We start from the raw sequence: 13,808 nt of genomic DNA, 5'->3' as shown, positions 1-13,808 counted from the left end.
CCGCCTATGGCACGACGGGCATTATGGGCTTATCGCGGCGATCCGAAAACCGGCTCTAAAATAAATGTCTGCCACGATTTCGTCGACCGTTTCGGTGCGGATAAAACCGTCGTCGTATTCAGCGACATGGACCCGAAGGGGCTGGAAATCGCGTTGACGATGCCGCATGCAAATTACTGGCTCGGTCCTGTAAACTGGGTTGAAAAAAACAAGAAGTGGGAAATCACGAAGGCTACGATACTTAGGCGAGGTCGGTGGCTTATCTGAAACGTCTGTCGGGAGCCGGTGCGCTGTCCGAGCCGATGAGTGCCTTAATAGAGTGTCTGCAAAACGAACGCAGCAGTTGCCGGCAAGAGCACATGTACAGCCACAAAATCGAGTTGGGCTTATTTCCTATACGCTAGCGGAAGGCCTTGATACGAACGTAACTCTAGGCGTAGGGTGCGCATCGCGGACCCTAGCGTTAGATCAGTGAAGGCATAAAATAGCTAATAAATGGCATTGAGTTCGCAAAAACTACAATATGATGTTACCCAAGCTCCAGCTCTCGCCGTTATACATAAGTCGAAGATACCGTCTTGCCACCTTGGCGAATAAGACCTCGATACCCTTTGTTGTTGCTTAACGTACCCGGCTTCGAAATCGCGACGAAGGCGTCGCTCCCACAAGGGGGACCGGATGCTCTGTGGGAGCGATCCCCAGATCGCGATTTCGAAGCAACTGTTGTTCAATTCCGCAGATTTATCAAACAACACCGTTCCCAGGTATACGATGACCTCTGTTTAGCAAGTTTATCGATATTTGTGTATAACGATGAGAGCTCCAGCTTGGGAAAGAGCGTGATGTGGATTGGCCGTTTTTAGCTTGACGCGCATGGCTTGCGAACCCCGTCATGCTAGGGATATGCAGATCTTCGGCTTTAGCTGAAGAAACTTGCTAATCAGGTAAATATTTCCCGTAAAATCATGCTTGATAACGGTTATCGAAAGACTTATTATGGCTATAAATATAGCTATATTAGAGGTGTCTCCGATGAAAACCAGTACCATAGCCGAGGCAAAAAACAACCTGTCACAATTGATCCATCAGCTTGAATCGAATGAAGCGATTCATCTTACCCGTCATGGCAAGCCTGTTGCCGTGATGTTATCAGAGGCCAACTATAAAAAGCTGACCCAAAAGAATACAGGCTTATTCAAGGCCATCCAACAATGGCGTTGTCAATTGGACGCGGATAGCGCCTTGACTGATGCCGAACTCAAACAAATACGTGAAGCCAGCCAGGAACGGGAATTTTCATGGGACGAATAAGTTATTTGCTGGATAGCAATATTCTCTCGGAGCCCGCACGCTTAAAGCCCGATGACAACGTTTTACAACAGCTTGCCGATCACGACGGTGAGTATGCAACAGCGGCGATTGTCTGGCATGAGCTGGTCTATGGTTGCGAGTTACTGGCAGCGTCTAAAAGGAAAAAACAATTACAATCCTATTTAGCGATGTTATCGGCTAATGGCTTGATGGTTTTGCCGTATGACCAAGCCGCCGCAGATTGGTACGCAAAAGAGCGGGCCAGATTACAACGCCAGGGACTTACCTGTGCTTATGCTGACGGTGAAATCGCAGCGATTGCCGTTAGCCAAAATTTAACGCTGGTGACCCGAAACACTAAAGACTTCGACAACTTTCAGAATTTGGCCTTAGAAAATTGGTTTGAATGAGCCTGATTGACTGACAAAACTCTTAACTCCTTAATGGCATAGCAAAAAGGAAAATACGGCAGGGTAAATCATCCATCCAGCGGGATCGATCGGGTTGCCGTTTATTCGCCCGAGCGGGCTCGGGGGCGTGCAAAGCGTGCAGAACTAGACTGTCAATGATGGCATCACCGCGAGCGCAAGCTCGCCGGATCCAATCCCAGCCGATACGGGCATAGCTATAACCGCGAAACCAATGCGGATCGACACACCGCCGCTTGCCTGAGGCAACGACCGCACCCCCTTGGCAAACCAACACCAAGGTGGCGACAGCCATGATGAAACAGAGCCTTTGAAGTACCTCGGTTTCGCGCAATTGCGAAGACTCCCACTGAAAACCGTTGGATTTGTGATCCAAAAAGCCCTCTTCGATGTTGAAGCGCCGCCCATATTCATAGAGCGTATCGCCATTTGTGGGCTGGTCGCTGACGATGATCCATGGTTCTTTCGCCCCTTTTTCCCAGCCGACCACCAAGTGCGCCGGGATATGCGCACCGGTCACCCCGACATGGTGGTAATAACAAACTTCCCCGGCTAGCAATCGTAAGGTCAACTTGCGGTAGCCACTGCCCGTTTTTTGGTAAAACCCGACGGAACGCTTGCAGCGAATACGCGCGTGCCAGCCGGCCGTCTTGCGAATCCAATTCAGCAATTCGCCATGTAAAAAGCCACGATCCGCCAGCAAGATGATCTCTCGTTCCGGAAACAGTCGCGCCGCAAACCCCAATACGCCTCGGTAGTCTTTGAACGCCACGCTCGCACTGGGATGTTTCATCACTTTCCAAACTAATGGAATCGACCTCCCACGATAAACTAGCGCCAACTGGATCACGCAGAACGTGTCCCAGAGCATCGAAGTATCTAAGGCGACCAGCAACGGCTCTTCCGCCACGTCTTTCAGAGCCTCCCGCAATAACGCCGCATACAAACGCAACACATCGATACGCCCATTCGTCAGCCAACGCTTGAAACGTCTCTCGACGCTTTGCGCCATTTCCGCATGGCTAACGACATAAGGCGACCACTTACTTAGACTGATCCAACCACTGGACAATAAGCCCAACACCATCCAAGCCACGGTATACAGGTGCCGTCTATCGCGCCATGGCGCATGGTGCAATAATTTCAAGATGCTATCGTATAAAGGTGTGCTCTGTTTCATGTTTCGCTTCCTTGCTAGAACCGGTCAAATATCGATATTATCTCCTAATTTTTTCGAATTTTGAGTTTTGTCAGTCAATCAGAGTCACGACCTGAAACGCACTTTCTTGACAATCGGCGAGGCGACCATGATACCCTTTTCGTTGTTCAAGGCATTAGCGAATTATAAACCGACAATGACATAACCGGCGGCTCTATCAATCCTGAAGCCAAGACCATGAAGACGGCAATCTTTAAGATTGCTGATTAAATACAAGGTCACACCTCACCCATTACGCAAAACGTCGCTCCATTGAAAACCGGAACCCGTTAAGGATCATCACGATGGTAAGTATTCAGACCCCGTTGGCAAATTACCGCAATATTGCCCTCCCCCTTTGAAAAAGGGGGATTGAGGGGGATTTATTTAAAAAATCTCCCCTAGCCCCTCTTTTTCAAAGAGATCAAGGTAGAACAGCCAGTTACCCAACTGCCCCCCTCACAGATCCCGGCGTGCGGAATTACCGCACCGGGCTCTTCTGAACTGCTCACTTCGCACATATTCGCCGCACAAGTATTCTTAGAAATCATGGCATATCCTCGGTTTGATTAATTCAAAGTCTTTAAGTAATGCTTTGAACCCAACTACATTATAGCTTTTGCGTTGGCTACGCCTGTTCAGCCATTTATAGAAGAGTTGCCCTACTCGATATGCAAAACTGCTTAAGCTTTTGCTGTTCCCTCGAATACCGTAGAAATTATAGTAACCCCGTAGTTTCCTATTTAGCTTGGCAAATAGGATTTTCTTCGGTAATCCACTGTATTTTCGGAACCATTCTTTGAGCTTAGCTAATGATGCCTGAAGCTTTTCTCGAGAGGTACGACGTTTTAAGGTGGGTTTTCCCCACCGATTAACACCCCAACGGAATTCAAACCCCAGAAAATCAAACTTGGTCTTGGCTCGCGCTTTACAGTGACTGAACTCAATAATCCGAGTCTTGTCCTCTGCAACTTGCAATCCATAACGACCTAATCGTTTGCTCAACGCTTCGTAGAAACGTTTGGCATCTCTTGCATTTTGAAAGGCACAGACGAAATCATCCGCATAGCGACAGTAATAGACCTGTCCTGTGCAATGTTTCCGTACCTTTTCCTCAAACCATACATCCAATACATGATGGAGATAGATATTAGCCAGAATCGCCGAAACAACCCCTCCCTGGGGCGTTCCCGTGATCGGGTGGATGACTTGTCCATCGGTTTCCAATATCCCAGCTTTTAGCCATTTACGGATAAGATTCAGGAAGGGTTTGTCATCTATTCGCGTTGCCAGCATTTCCAGTAGCAGTTCGTGATCGATAGTACTGAAGAAGCTTTTTTATGTCAGCTTCAACGACATGATGATACCAACCTGTCCGTAGCGCACTGCTTAACTCTTTTATGGCATTGTGTACACTTCTTCGCGGTCTGTATCCGAAACTGCAGTTTAGAAAGTCTTGCTCGTAGATGGCTTCCAGTATCTTAGCGACTCCAAGCTGGAGTAGCTTATCCGCTATTGCGGGTATTCCCAGTGGCCGTAACTTACCTCCTGTTTTGGGAATGTATTTTCTAAGAACCAACTTTGCCCGATAGGTCTTTGCTTTGACTTGTTGTACCAATTGGTCAATATTCACGAGCAGATTTTCCTCGTAGGCTTGCGCGTCGATTCGATCCACTCCCGCACTTGCTTTCCTGTTGATAAAATCCCAACACCAGAACAAGTAACCAACGCTTAACATCCCAAATAAATTCCGGAATCGGTAAGTGTTATCCTGTGCTGCTTTGTTTGCTATCCCCTGCAGGGAGGTTTGCTTCATTGTTCCAGTCCTTCATGTCCGGTTGAAGTTGGCCTTTGCAGGCTACGCAGTTCAGTCCACCCCTTTCCCCTGTACGTGGCTCTCCCACGCGCCGAGTACTATGAGTGAATCTGACTCCCATACGGTCTTCAGCCATCCTTCTTTCGGTTGGGTAGGCTTACCTGTCGCTAAGATTTAGGTTTCGGTTACCTCTGGATCTGGGTTTCCCCGGATGTGGCTAAACTCCGCATACCTTGTCGTTCGCTCAGGAACTTTATGGGTCTCACAAGTTCTTTGTCATTTCTCTCTGTACATGTCACGCTTTACAATACCGGCAAACCCTCCGGAATCTTACCAAAACGATTCCTTTGTATTGGCTTCCGTTGACCCCACAACGTCGCCATTTGCTTCTCTATTCTTACGATACTAAAACAGCTTCAGGGATGCGCGTATCCCCTGTAACCTACACAGTTCTCTGTGTACGCTTCGCCTGACCTTTGTTCGCCTTTGCCACAGTCGTAACCGCTAGCAACGCTCCGCCGGAGACGCAACACTCGATAATGGTGGTTGGTTAAACCTTATGAAATCTATCCTTAGATTTCCCATACAAGGACTTTCACCTTGTCAGAAATGACAAGCTTCGCTTGTCGCACGGGGACTGAATATTTACCATCAGCATAGTAGCGGTCCGGCCTATGGGCAAGAATCGGCGATTGGTAAATCTGTTGCGGGTAATACGACCAAAATTCATATGGCTGTTGATGCCTGTGGTCTTCCCATCCGCTTTACAGTAACAGGTGGCCAAGTTCATGATTGTAAAGAAGCGCCAACCTTAGTCGCTGAACTGCCTAAAGCTGACTATATCGTTGCTGACAAAGGCTATGACAGTGAACCACTACATGTTCAGATTCAAGGCCAAGGAGCTGTTCCTGTCATTCCAAGAAAAAAGAATTCAAACGTAGGGAATGATGATATGGATTGGTGTCTCTACAAATATCGTCACCTCGTTGAAAATGTGTTTGCAAGACTGAAACATTTCAGAGCTATTGCTACACGATATGACAAGCTAAAACGAAATTTTGAAGCTTCTGTGGCCTTAGCTTGCGCTTTTTTATGGTTACCTATGTGAAACGGCAACAGCCCCTAGTCTTTCTTAAGTAATTCTAAGCCTCGCGCCAAGTTTCCACGGCCTCTTTCCGCTCTAATTAAAAAACGAGTTTCAGCATCCAACTCGGCGAGCATCAAAGTGGCCATTTCGTCGATCAGACGGTTGACGCTGATGCCACGCTGATGAGCCACCTCTTTAAGGCGACGGTACTTGTCGTCGGGTAGTCTTACGGTCAGTGCTGTCATGTTGCTATTTCCTTCAAAAATGCTTCAGGTGTCAGTACAGTCAAATGCGGAAAATTCAATTCCATTCCGGATAGATCACGAAGATTACGAGTTACTATAAATTGCGCATTACCGGCAACCGCAAGCTCGACCAAATGGTTATCACCCTCGTCAGGTAGGTTCGGCTTCCAGCCATAATAGATTCGTGCCCACTGACAAACCGAGAGGAAAATATCTAGAAGCTCATTACGTTCTTAAGCACTCAGACGACTACGTTGAAATAAAGTTGTCCGGGCCATTACATCTTCGTACTCGTTAAACAATGCCGTGCCCATTAAAGGAATGGCCTGACCTCGTAAACAAGCAGCAATCACCGCGTTAGCAGAGCCTTGGCTTAAACAGGCCGCCAAAAAAATATTGGTATCTACGGCAATTTTCATAAGTATGCGGTAGCATAGCTGCAACCACTAAACTTAGCAATGACATGATCCAATGCCGGAGGACAGCCACCTATCAGTCACGTAAAAAGGTGAATTTCGATATTGACTGTCAGCTTAGCTGATTGACTGACAAAACTCAAAAGTCGAAAAGATTAGGAGATAATATCGATATTTGACCGGTTCTAGCAAGGAAGCGAAACATGAAACAGAGCACGCCTTTATACGATAGCATCTTGAAATTATTGCACCATGCGCCATGGCGCGATAGACGGCACCTGTATACCGTGGCTTGGATGGTGTTGGGTTTATTGTCCAGTGGTTGGATCAGTCTAAGTAAGTGGTCGCCTTATGTCGTTAGCCGTGCGGAAATGGCGCAAAGCGTCGAGAGACGTTTCAAGCGTTGGCTGACGAATGGGCGTATCGATGTGTTGCGTTTGTATGCGGCATTATTGCGGGAGGCTCTGAAGGACGTGGCGGAAGAGCCGTTGCTGGTCGCCTTAGATACTTCGATGCTCTGGGACACGTTCTGCGTGATCCAGTTGGCGCTGGTTTATCGTGGGAGGTCGATTCCATTAGTTTGGAAAGTGATGAAACATCCCAGTGCGAGCGTGGCGTTCAAAGACTACCGAGGCGTATTGGGGTTTGCGGCGCGACTGTTTCCGGAACGAGAGATCATCTTGCTGGCGGATCGTGGCTTTTTACATGGCGAATTGCTGAATTGGATTCGCAAGACGGCCGGCTGGCACGCGCGTATTCGCTGCAAGCGTTCCGTCGGGTTTTACCAAAAAACGGGCAGTGGCTACCGCAAGTTGACCTTACGATTGCTAGCCGGGGAAGTTTGTTATTACCACCATGTCGGGGTGACCGGTGCGCATATCCCCGGCGCACTTGGTGGTCGGCTGGGAAAAAGGGGCGCGAAAGAACCATGGATCATCGTCAGCGACCAGCCCACAAATGGCGATACGCTCTATGAATATGGGCGGCGCTTCAACATCGAAGAGGGCTTTTTGGATCACAAATCCAACGGTTTTCAGTGGGAGTCTTCGCAATTGCGCGAAACCGAGGTACTTCAAAGGCTCTGTTTCATCATGGCTGTCGCCACCTTGGTGTTGGTTTGCCAAGGGGGTGCGGTCGTTGCCTCAGGCAAGCGGCGGTGTGTCGATCCGCATTGGTTTCGCGGTTATAGCTATGCCCGTATCGGCTGGGATTGGATCCGGCGAGCTTGCGCTCGCGGTGATGCCATCATTGACAGTCTAGTTCTGCACGCTTTGCACGACCCCGAGCCCGCTCGGGCGAGTAAACGGCAACCCGATCGATCCCGCTGGATGGATGATTTACCCTGCCGTATTTTCCTTTTTGCTATGCCATTAAGGAGTTAAGAGTTTTGTCAGTCAATCAGGGTCGTGACTACTAAACTCGATTCCGGTTTCTTTGCACACTTGCGCTATGGGTTTACGAGGAATGTCCATTACGCCGTCTTTGGTATCGCCGGTCAATGTTTACAGGTAATGACTTCAAGAACCAAATGAATTTCACCGAATGATTTCGGCAAAATTTTCAAGGACTGGATGCTGCTCAATGTAATGACCGGTGTGGTGTTGGAAAAGACGATCATAACGAATAAGGTTAGATTTTGGTTCGCGTTGCTCACAAAATCTAACCTTATTCGTTAGGCTTCTTGGAAAATTACTGTGCCAAATATTCAACTTCCACCCGATGTACTTCGTTCTATTCCAGGGGATTTGCCAATTCCTTTGAATGATGGGGCGTGTGAACATCTGGAAAACATGCTGCTGCCCGATGTGTCTCTATGGTCAATTGATGATCAAGAAATCAATCTATCCCGCTTGTCTGGTTGGAATGTAATTTTCTGCTATCCAATGACAGGTCGCCCAGGATTTGCCATCCCAGAAGGCTGGGTTCAAATTCCCGGTGCCGCTGGGTGTACGCCACAAGTCTGTTCATTTCGTGAAAACCATACTGAATTCAACCGTAATGACGTAGGTATTTACGGCATAAGTGCTCAATCATCAGAGATACAAAAAGAAGCTGCTAGTCGTTTAGAGCTGCCTTATCCGCTTTTGAGCGATGCCGATCATTATTTTTCCTCAAGTTTGAAATTGCCTCTGCTTGAAGTCGAAGGGTTAAAATTGCTCAAAAGATTGACTCTCATTACCCAAAGTGGAATGATTAAAAAATGTTTTTATCCTGTCTTTCCACCAGATAAAAATGTTATTGAGGTGATGGTTTGGCTCTCCGAGAATCAAGCTTAACCCAGCGCTCAACCGGAGAGCGGGAGCTAAGAATTTTGTGTTGAACAACAGAATTGAGGTCAATTTTTAATGGGATATAAATATGAAACGTGCATTTACTCTCGAATATTGGTTAGATGATGGATGGTATGTTGGCAAACTTAAGGAAATCCCTGGTGTATTTAGCCAAGGTGAGACACTAGAGGAGCTGGAAGAAAATATTGAAGATGCTTATAAACTGTTAATGGAAGAAGAGGTGCAAACTAACCACCCAGTATCACAAATAAAAGAAGTCTTGGTCGAAGTAGCGTGAAGCGAGGAAACTTTATTAGAGAGTTGGTTGAAGCGGGCTGTTACCTTAAACGTCATGGTAATAAGCACGATATTTATGCAAATCCTGCAAATGTTAAACAAACTCCGGTTCCAAGACATTCCGAAATAAAAGAGAGTCTTTGTCGGCTTATCAAGGGGCAAAATTGGGGATATGAAACTGTCTACGCCTACCCTAGCGCTCCAGCGGACTCCGCTAATGCTCCGCTTCGCGGAGCCATCGGGTCAGATAAGTAGCTTGTGCATGTCAAAACGACATACAGTACCAAACGCAACGCCATCAATCAGATCAAGCAGCCTTAGGCGCTCCTTATCTGACCTGTTAAATTCTATCGTATTCCGTCAGCTATCCGTACAGATTGAATGTATCTAAAATAGGGTCTACAATTGCCAATAATTACGGAATTGTTCCGTACATGGGAGGTATTATGGCTACAGCTCGTTTAGATATTCGACTTGACGAAGAAATCAAGGCTAAAGCGGAAAAAGCTTCAGCTTTGCTTGGGTTAAAAAGCCTAACAGAGTACGTTGTTAGGCTAATAAACGAAGACGCAACTCATGTTATTGAAAAACATGAAAGTATTGCAGTCAAAGACAGTGTGTTTGATGAATTTATTGCAGCGTGTGATAAAGCAAAAGCGCCCAACCGAGCTCTACTGGATGCTGCTAAATTTGCAGAAGAGAGCGGCATTGAGTGAGTTGGGGCAAAGAGTTCGTAGAACTCAGTAAATCAAAACATGATCGCAACTCGTTTGATTGTGGCGTGCAAGAGCTAAACACGTTTATCAAAACTCAAGCAGCAAGGCATATGGAAGCGGGGATCAGCCGCACAATGGTTTTGCCAAGTGCCCACCCATTATTAAACCAACAGTTTGCCATTTGCGCATTTTATAGCGTTGCTCCAAGTTCAATTAGTCGTGAGACGCTGCCGGCACAACTTGCTAAAAAACTTCCTAAATATCCGGTACCTGTTTTCTTGCTTGCACAATTAGCGGTGCATAAAGAGTTTCATGGTGCGGGACTTGGTAAAGTTTGCCTTATTCGCGCGTTGAAATACTTGTGGGATGTGAACCATTATATGAGAGCTTATGCAATTGTTGTCGACTGCTTGACCGATTCAGCACAAGCCTTTTATGCGAAGTTCGGCTTCGAGGTCTTGTGTGAACACAATGGACGCATCCGTATGTTCTTACCGATGAAAACGGTAGAACAGCTTTTCAGCCAATAGGTTACGAACAAAACAAAGAATTTAAGAGGGATAGCCAACGCATGGCACTACAGCCTCACAACCCGGCAAGACAAACCAAACTAAAAACAGGGACCCAATGTTCGAACAAACCTTCAAAAATATCGACGACGTACTCCTAGCAGGACGGGGTTTGCAGCCCCGTCCTAAACGTTTCGACTTTGGCCGAAGCTAGCCGAAATGTTTAGGGCAAACCGAAACGTTGGGGACGGGTTAAATAACCCGTCCCGCAGAAGGTGGTATGCGTTGTCTGCCCCTTAATGCGGCGTTAGCTCTACAGCCTCACAACCCGGCAAGACAAACCAAAATAACAACAGGGATCCGAATGTTCGAACAAACCTTCAAAAATATCGACGATGTACTCTGGAAAGAGGCCGGTTGTACCACTGAGCTGGATTACACCGAGCAGACCTCGTGGATGCTGTTTCTCAAATACCTGGATGATCTGGAGCAGGACAAGGCCATGCAGGCCGAGCTACAGGGCAAAAGCTACGAATTCATCATCGATGCGCCGCACCGCTGGTCGAGCTGGGCGGCACCCAAGGACGGCAAAGGCAATTTCGACCACAATAACGCCCTGACCGGCGATGACCTGATCGATTTCGTCAATCGCGACCTGTTCCCCTATCTGCAAGGCTTCAAGCAACGCGCCAGCGGCCCGGCTACCATCGAATACAAGATCGGTGAAATCTTCGCCGAGATCAAAAACCGCTTCACCAGCGGCTACTCGCTGCGCGATGCGCTGGAATATATCGACGCGCTTCGCTTTCGCTCACAGAAAGAAAAACACGAGCTGTCGCATATCTACGAAGCCAAAATCAAGAACATGGGCAATGCCGGGCGCAATGGCGGCGAGTATTACACGCCACGGCCACTGATTCGCGCCATGATTCAGGTGATTAACCCCAAAATCGGCGAACGCATTTACGATGGCGCCTGCGGTTCGGCGGGCTTTCTCTGCGAAGCCTACGACTACCTGCGTTATGGCGGATTTGAGGCTGAGGGCAGCGGTGAGAGTAATGAAGGCGGCAAGGGTGCCAGCCTCAGCACCGGCCAGCTCAACACGCTGCAAACCACTACCTTCTACGGCAAGGAAAAGAAAAGCCTGGCCTATGTGATTGCCATTATGAACATGATTCTGCATGGCATCGAAGCGCCGAATATTATTCACACCAACACCCTGGCCGAGAATATCAGCGATATTCAGGAAAAAGACCGCTACGATGTGATTCTGGCCAATCCGCCCTTTGGCGGCAAGGAGCGCAAAGAAGTACAGCAGAACTTCCCGATCAAAACCGGCGAAACCGCTTTTCTGTTCTTGCAGCACTTCATCAAGAACCTCAAAGCCGGTGGCCGTGCGGCGGTGGTGATTAAAAACACCTTCCTCTCCAATTCCGACAACGCCTCCAAAGCGCTGCGTCAGGAATTGCTGGAAAACTGCAACCTGCACAGCATTCTCGACTGCCCCGGCGGCACCTTCTTAGGCGCGGGGGTCAAAACCGTGGTGCTGTTTTTCGAGAAGGGCGCACCGACCCGCAATATCTGGTATTACCACCTCGACCCCGGCCGCAGTCTGGGCAAGACTAATCCGCTCAACGACAACGACCTGAAAGAATTTGTGCAACTGCAAAAAACTTTTGCCGATTCGGATAAGTCCTGGAGCGTGAGTATTAAGGACATCGACCCGACCAGCTTTGACCTGTCGGTGAAGAATCCCAATAAAGTGGAAGAAGATCCGCTGCGCGATCCGGAAGTGATTATCAACGAGATCGAAACCCTGGATGCGGAGAGCGTGGAGATACTGGAAGGGATTCGGGGGATGCTTTGATGCATGGGTGGAAGACAGTTAGCCTTGGCGATGTCTGTGTTATTGAAAAGACAAAGTACAAAGATGGTGAGTTACCGTATGTTGGTATGGAAGACATAGTAAGCGGCACAGGTAAATTTGTAGGAAGTCGAGAGCCAAAGAAAGTAGGAAGCTCAACTTTTCATTTTACACCTGAGCATCTACTTTATGGGCGTTTGCGACCTTACCTTAATAAAGTGCTGTTACCGGATTTTGAAGGGCATTGCTCGTCAGAGATTTTTCCACTTCTACCAAAATCTGAGCTTGATAAGTCATTTCTTTTTTACTGGATAACAAGTGAACAGGTTGTAAAAGAAATTAACCGTACTTGTACTGGCGCGAGGATGCCAAGGGCTAATGTCAATGAAGTGCTTAAATTTGATATTCCCATCCCACCAATTGATGAACAAAAATGCATCGTCGCCATTCTCGATGAAGCCTTTGCCGGCATCGACACCGCGATAGCCAACACCGAAAAAAACCTCGCCAATGCCCGCGAGTTGTTTGAGAGTTATTTGAATTCGGTTTTCTCGGAACGTGGTGAAGATTGGGAAGAAACTACCCTTGGTGACTCATGTGAGTTTTACAATGGTAAGGCGCACGAAAAGTGTATTAATGAAAGTGGAAAATTCGTGGTAGTTAATTCTAAGTTTATATCTTCGGATGGTGCCGTTTTCAAAATGACAGATAATCAATTGTTTGCTTTGCTAACTAAGGATATTGCAATGGTGATGAGTGATGTTCCAAAAGGGAAAGCTTTGGCGAAATGCTTCCTAGTCGATGTGGATAAAAAATATACTTTGAACCAGCGGATATGCTGCATACGTTCATCAAATTTCGTTACCAAATATCTCTATTACCATTTGAATCGACATCCATATTTATTGAGTTTTGATAACGGAGAAAATCAGACTAATTTAAGGAAGAATGATATTTTGAAATGTCCCCTTCTCATGCCAAGTGAGGAAGAGCAGAGTGATATCGTTAGTCGGTTAGACTCCATGGGTGAGGGAACACAACAGCTTGCAGCCATCTACCAACAAAAACTCAACTCCCTAAAAGAACTCAAACAATCCCTACTCCAAAAAGCCTTCTCCGGCGAACTCACCGCAAAACCTGACAAACTCATCGATGAGGCGGTGGCATGATTGTTGTCGCTGTGTCTCCGAAGTATCCGATTGTCATTCCTAAAGAAATTTGCGAATCTATGGGAATTGTTCCAGGGCAAAAAGTCCAGGTCATGTCATATCAGGGGCGAATCAAAGAATAGTTAGGGAAAATGATGAAAAAGCAGAAGCGCCTCCAATTTCGGAAGCAGATGCTGCAATTGATTGAAGCACATAACCTCCAAATTGGAGAAGAATGATGAAAGACTATCATATCAATATCTTTTATAGTGAAGATGACGAGGGATATATCGCTGATATTCCGGATCTTAAGGCGTGCTCAGCTTTTGCTGAAACACCGGCTCAAGCCTTGGCAGAAGTGTTGGTAGCCAAAGAGAGTTGGTTAGCCGCTGCAAAAGCAAACGGAAAGCACATTCCTCCTCCAATGTATCGTCCCGTTATTTATGAGATTACATAGAAATGCCGATCAAGTCGCTGCACCTGATCGGCTCATTGCTGCGTTC

Annotated in this window: 19 protein-coding genes and 2 pseudogenes; 15 read left to right on the top strand and 6 right to left on the bottom strand. The window is 47.3% G+C overall.

What is annotated here, in order from left to right; all coding sequences use genetic code 11:
- Positions 1-6 precede the first annotated feature (6 nt).
- The 4 genes from METBU_RS0107145 to METBU_RS0107130 all read left to right on the top strand — a co-directional run bounded on the left by METBU_RS0107145 (position 7) and on the right by METBU_RS0107130 (position 1,721).
- Positions 7-267: a DUF7281 domain-containing protein gene (locus tag METBU_RS0107145; RefSeq protein ID WP_017839960.1), complete on the top strand. Its 261-nt coding sequence runs from the start codon at positions 7-9 to the stop codon at positions 265-267.
- Positions 255-404, top strand: a complete 150-nt coding sequence (locus METBU_RS27990; RefSeq protein WP_017839959.1) for a hypothetical protein — start codon at positions 255-257, stop codon at positions 402-404. Before METBU_RS0107145 ends, METBU_RS27990 begins: the two co-directional genes overlap by 13 nt.
- A gap of 628 nt (positions 405-1,032) precedes the next feature.
- Positions 1,033-1,311, top strand: coding sequence for a type II toxin-antitoxin system Phd/YefM family antitoxin (locus tag METBU_RS0107135; RefSeq protein ID WP_017839958.1), 279 nt, complete (start codon positions 1,033-1,035; stop codon positions 1,309-1,311).
- Entirely contained in the window at positions 1,299-1,721 is a 423-nt protein-coding gene (locus METBU_RS0107130; protein ID WP_014148561.1) for a type II toxin-antitoxin system VapC family toxin, read from the top strand. The genes METBU_RS0107135 and METBU_RS0107130 overlap by 13 nt, the downstream gene beginning before the upstream one ends.
- Before the next feature lie 22 nt (positions 1,722-1,743).
- Here METBU_RS0107130 and METBU_RS23555 read toward each other — a convergent pair whose 3' ends face one another.
- From METBU_RS23555 to METBU_RS28965, 3 genes are all read right to left on the bottom strand, one after another.
- Positions 1,744-2,919 carry a transposase gene (locus METBU_RS23555; RefSeq protein WP_017839957.1) on the bottom strand — a complete coding sequence of 392 codons (1,176 nt, stop codon included), beginning with the start codon at positions 2,917-2,919 and terminating at the stop codon, positions 1,744-1,746.
- A 558-nt stretch (positions 2,920-3,477) separates the two neighbouring features.
- A complete protein-coding gene (locus tag METBU_RS28970) occupies positions 3,478-4,233 on the bottom strand; it encodes a reverse transcriptase domain-containing protein (RefSeq protein WP_201764847.1) in 756 nt (251 codons plus the stop codon).
- Positions 4,211-4,753, bottom strand: coding sequence for a reverse transcriptase domain-containing protein (locus METBU_RS28965; protein ID WP_201764846.1), 543 nt, complete (start codon positions 4,751-4,753; stop codon positions 4,211-4,213). Before METBU_RS28965 ends, METBU_RS28970 begins: the two co-directional genes overlap by 23 nt.
- Before the next feature lie 649 nt (positions 4,754-5,402).
- On the opposite strand from METBU_RS28965, the pseudogene METBU_RS23545 reads away from it, so the two are divergent.
- Positions 5,403-5,861: pseudogene (locus METBU_RS23545) on the top strand (IS5 family transposase); the annotation flags it as partial.
- A 14-nt stretch (positions 5,862-5,875) separates the two neighbouring features.
- On the opposite strand, the gene METBU_RS0107110 reads toward METBU_RS23545, so the two are convergent.
- Positions 5,876-6,085 carry a hypothetical protein gene (locus METBU_RS0107110; protein ID WP_014148599.1) on the bottom strand — a complete coding sequence of 70 codons (210 nt, stop codon included), beginning with the start codon at positions 6,083-6,085 and terminating at the stop codon, positions 5,876-5,878.
- Positions 6,082-6,504 (bottom strand): annotated as a pseudogene (locus tag METBU_RS28685) (putative toxin-antitoxin system toxin component, PIN family). Before METBU_RS28685 ends, METBU_RS0107110 begins: the two are co-directional and overlap by 4 nt.
- Positions 6,505-6,704: 200 nt before the next feature.
- On the opposite strand from METBU_RS28685, the gene METBU_RS23535 reads away from it, so the two are divergent.
- On the top strand, positions 6,705-7,883 hold the full coding sequence (locus METBU_RS23535; protein ID WP_017839954.1) for a transposase: 1,179 nt from the start codon (positions 6,705-6,707) through the stop codon (positions 7,881-7,883).
- A 113-nt stretch (positions 7,884-7,996) separates the two neighbouring features.
- On the opposite strand, the gene METBU_RS27985 is transcribed toward METBU_RS23535, so the two are convergent.
- Positions 7,997-8,155, bottom strand: a complete 159-nt coding sequence (locus METBU_RS27985; RefSeq protein WP_175421670.1) for a hypothetical protein — start codon at positions 8,153-8,155, stop codon at positions 7,997-7,999.
- 40 nt (positions 8,156-8,195) lie between these two features.
- On the opposite strand from METBU_RS27985, the gene METBU_RS0107090 reads away from it, so the two are divergent.
- The 9 genes from METBU_RS0107090 to METBU_RS0107050 all read left to right on the top strand — a co-directional run bounded on the left by METBU_RS0107090 (position 8,196) and on the right by METBU_RS0107050 (position 13,762).
- A complete protein-coding gene (locus METBU_RS0107090; protein ID WP_026130085.1) occupies positions 8,196-8,777 on the top strand; it encodes a peroxiredoxin in 582 nt (193 codons plus the stop codon).
- Between the two features lie 82 nt (positions 8,778-8,859).
- On the top strand, positions 8,860-9,069 hold the full coding sequence (locus METBU_RS0107085; protein ID WP_017839951.1) for a type II toxin-antitoxin system HicB family antitoxin: 210 nt from the start codon (positions 8,860-8,862) through the stop codon (positions 9,067-9,069).
- Positions 9,066-9,323, top strand: a complete 258-nt coding sequence (locus METBU_RS29115; RefSeq protein ID WP_138767133.1) for a type II toxin-antitoxin system HicA family toxin — start codon at positions 9,066-9,068, stop codon at positions 9,321-9,323. The genes METBU_RS0107085 and METBU_RS29115 overlap by 4 nt, the downstream gene beginning before the upstream one ends.
- A 191-nt stretch (positions 9,324-9,514) precedes the next feature.
- Entirely contained in the window at positions 9,515-9,784 is a 270-nt protein-coding gene (locus METBU_RS0107080; protein ID WP_026130084.1) for a type II toxin-antitoxin system TacA family antitoxin, read from the top strand.
- A complete protein-coding gene (locus METBU_RS0107075; protein ID WP_017839949.1) occupies positions 9,781-10,314 on the top strand; it encodes a GNAT family N-acetyltransferase in 534 nt (177 codons plus the stop codon). Before METBU_RS0107080 ends, METBU_RS0107075 begins: the two co-directional genes overlap by 4 nt.
- 343 nt (positions 10,315-10,657) lie before the next feature.
- Positions 10,658-12,160: a class I SAM-dependent DNA methyltransferase gene (locus METBU_RS0107070; protein ID WP_017839948.1), complete on the top strand. Its 1,503-nt coding sequence runs from the start codon at positions 10,658-10,660 to the stop codon at positions 12,158-12,160.
- The gene (locus METBU_RS0107065) at positions 12,160-13,326 is read left to right on the top strand and encodes a restriction endonuclease subunit S (protein ID WP_017839947.1); all 1,167 of its coding nucleotides are present in this window, start codon (positions 12,160-12,162) and stop codon (positions 13,324-13,326) included. The genes METBU_RS0107070 and METBU_RS0107065 overlap by 1 nt, the downstream gene beginning before the upstream one ends.
- A complete protein-coding gene (locus tag METBU_RS29215) occupies positions 13,323-13,448 on the top strand; it encodes an AbrB/MazE/SpoVT family DNA-binding domain-containing protein (protein WP_017839946.1) in 126 nt (41 codons plus the stop codon). Before METBU_RS0107065 ends, METBU_RS29215 begins: the two co-directional genes overlap by 4 nt.
- A gap of 95 nt (positions 13,449-13,543) precedes the next feature.
- Positions 13,544-13,762 (top strand): type II toxin-antitoxin system HicB family antitoxin, encoded by a 219-nt coding sequence (locus tag METBU_RS0107050; RefSeq protein WP_017839945.1) that lies wholly within the window; start codon positions 13,544-13,546, stop codon positions 13,760-13,762.
- Positions 13,763-13,808 lie beyond the last annotated feature (46 nt).

Origin of the sequence: Methylotuvimicrobium buryatense 5G, from assembly GCF_000341735.1 — a bacterium.
In the GTDB taxonomy this organism is placed as follows: Bacteria; Pseudomonadota; Gammaproteobacteria; order Methylococcales; family Methylomonadaceae; genus Methylotuvimicrobium; species Methylotuvimicrobium buryatense.
The sequence above is the reverse complement of the archived record's forward strand: the minus strand, read 5'-3'. Positions and strand labels throughout refer to the sequence as shown.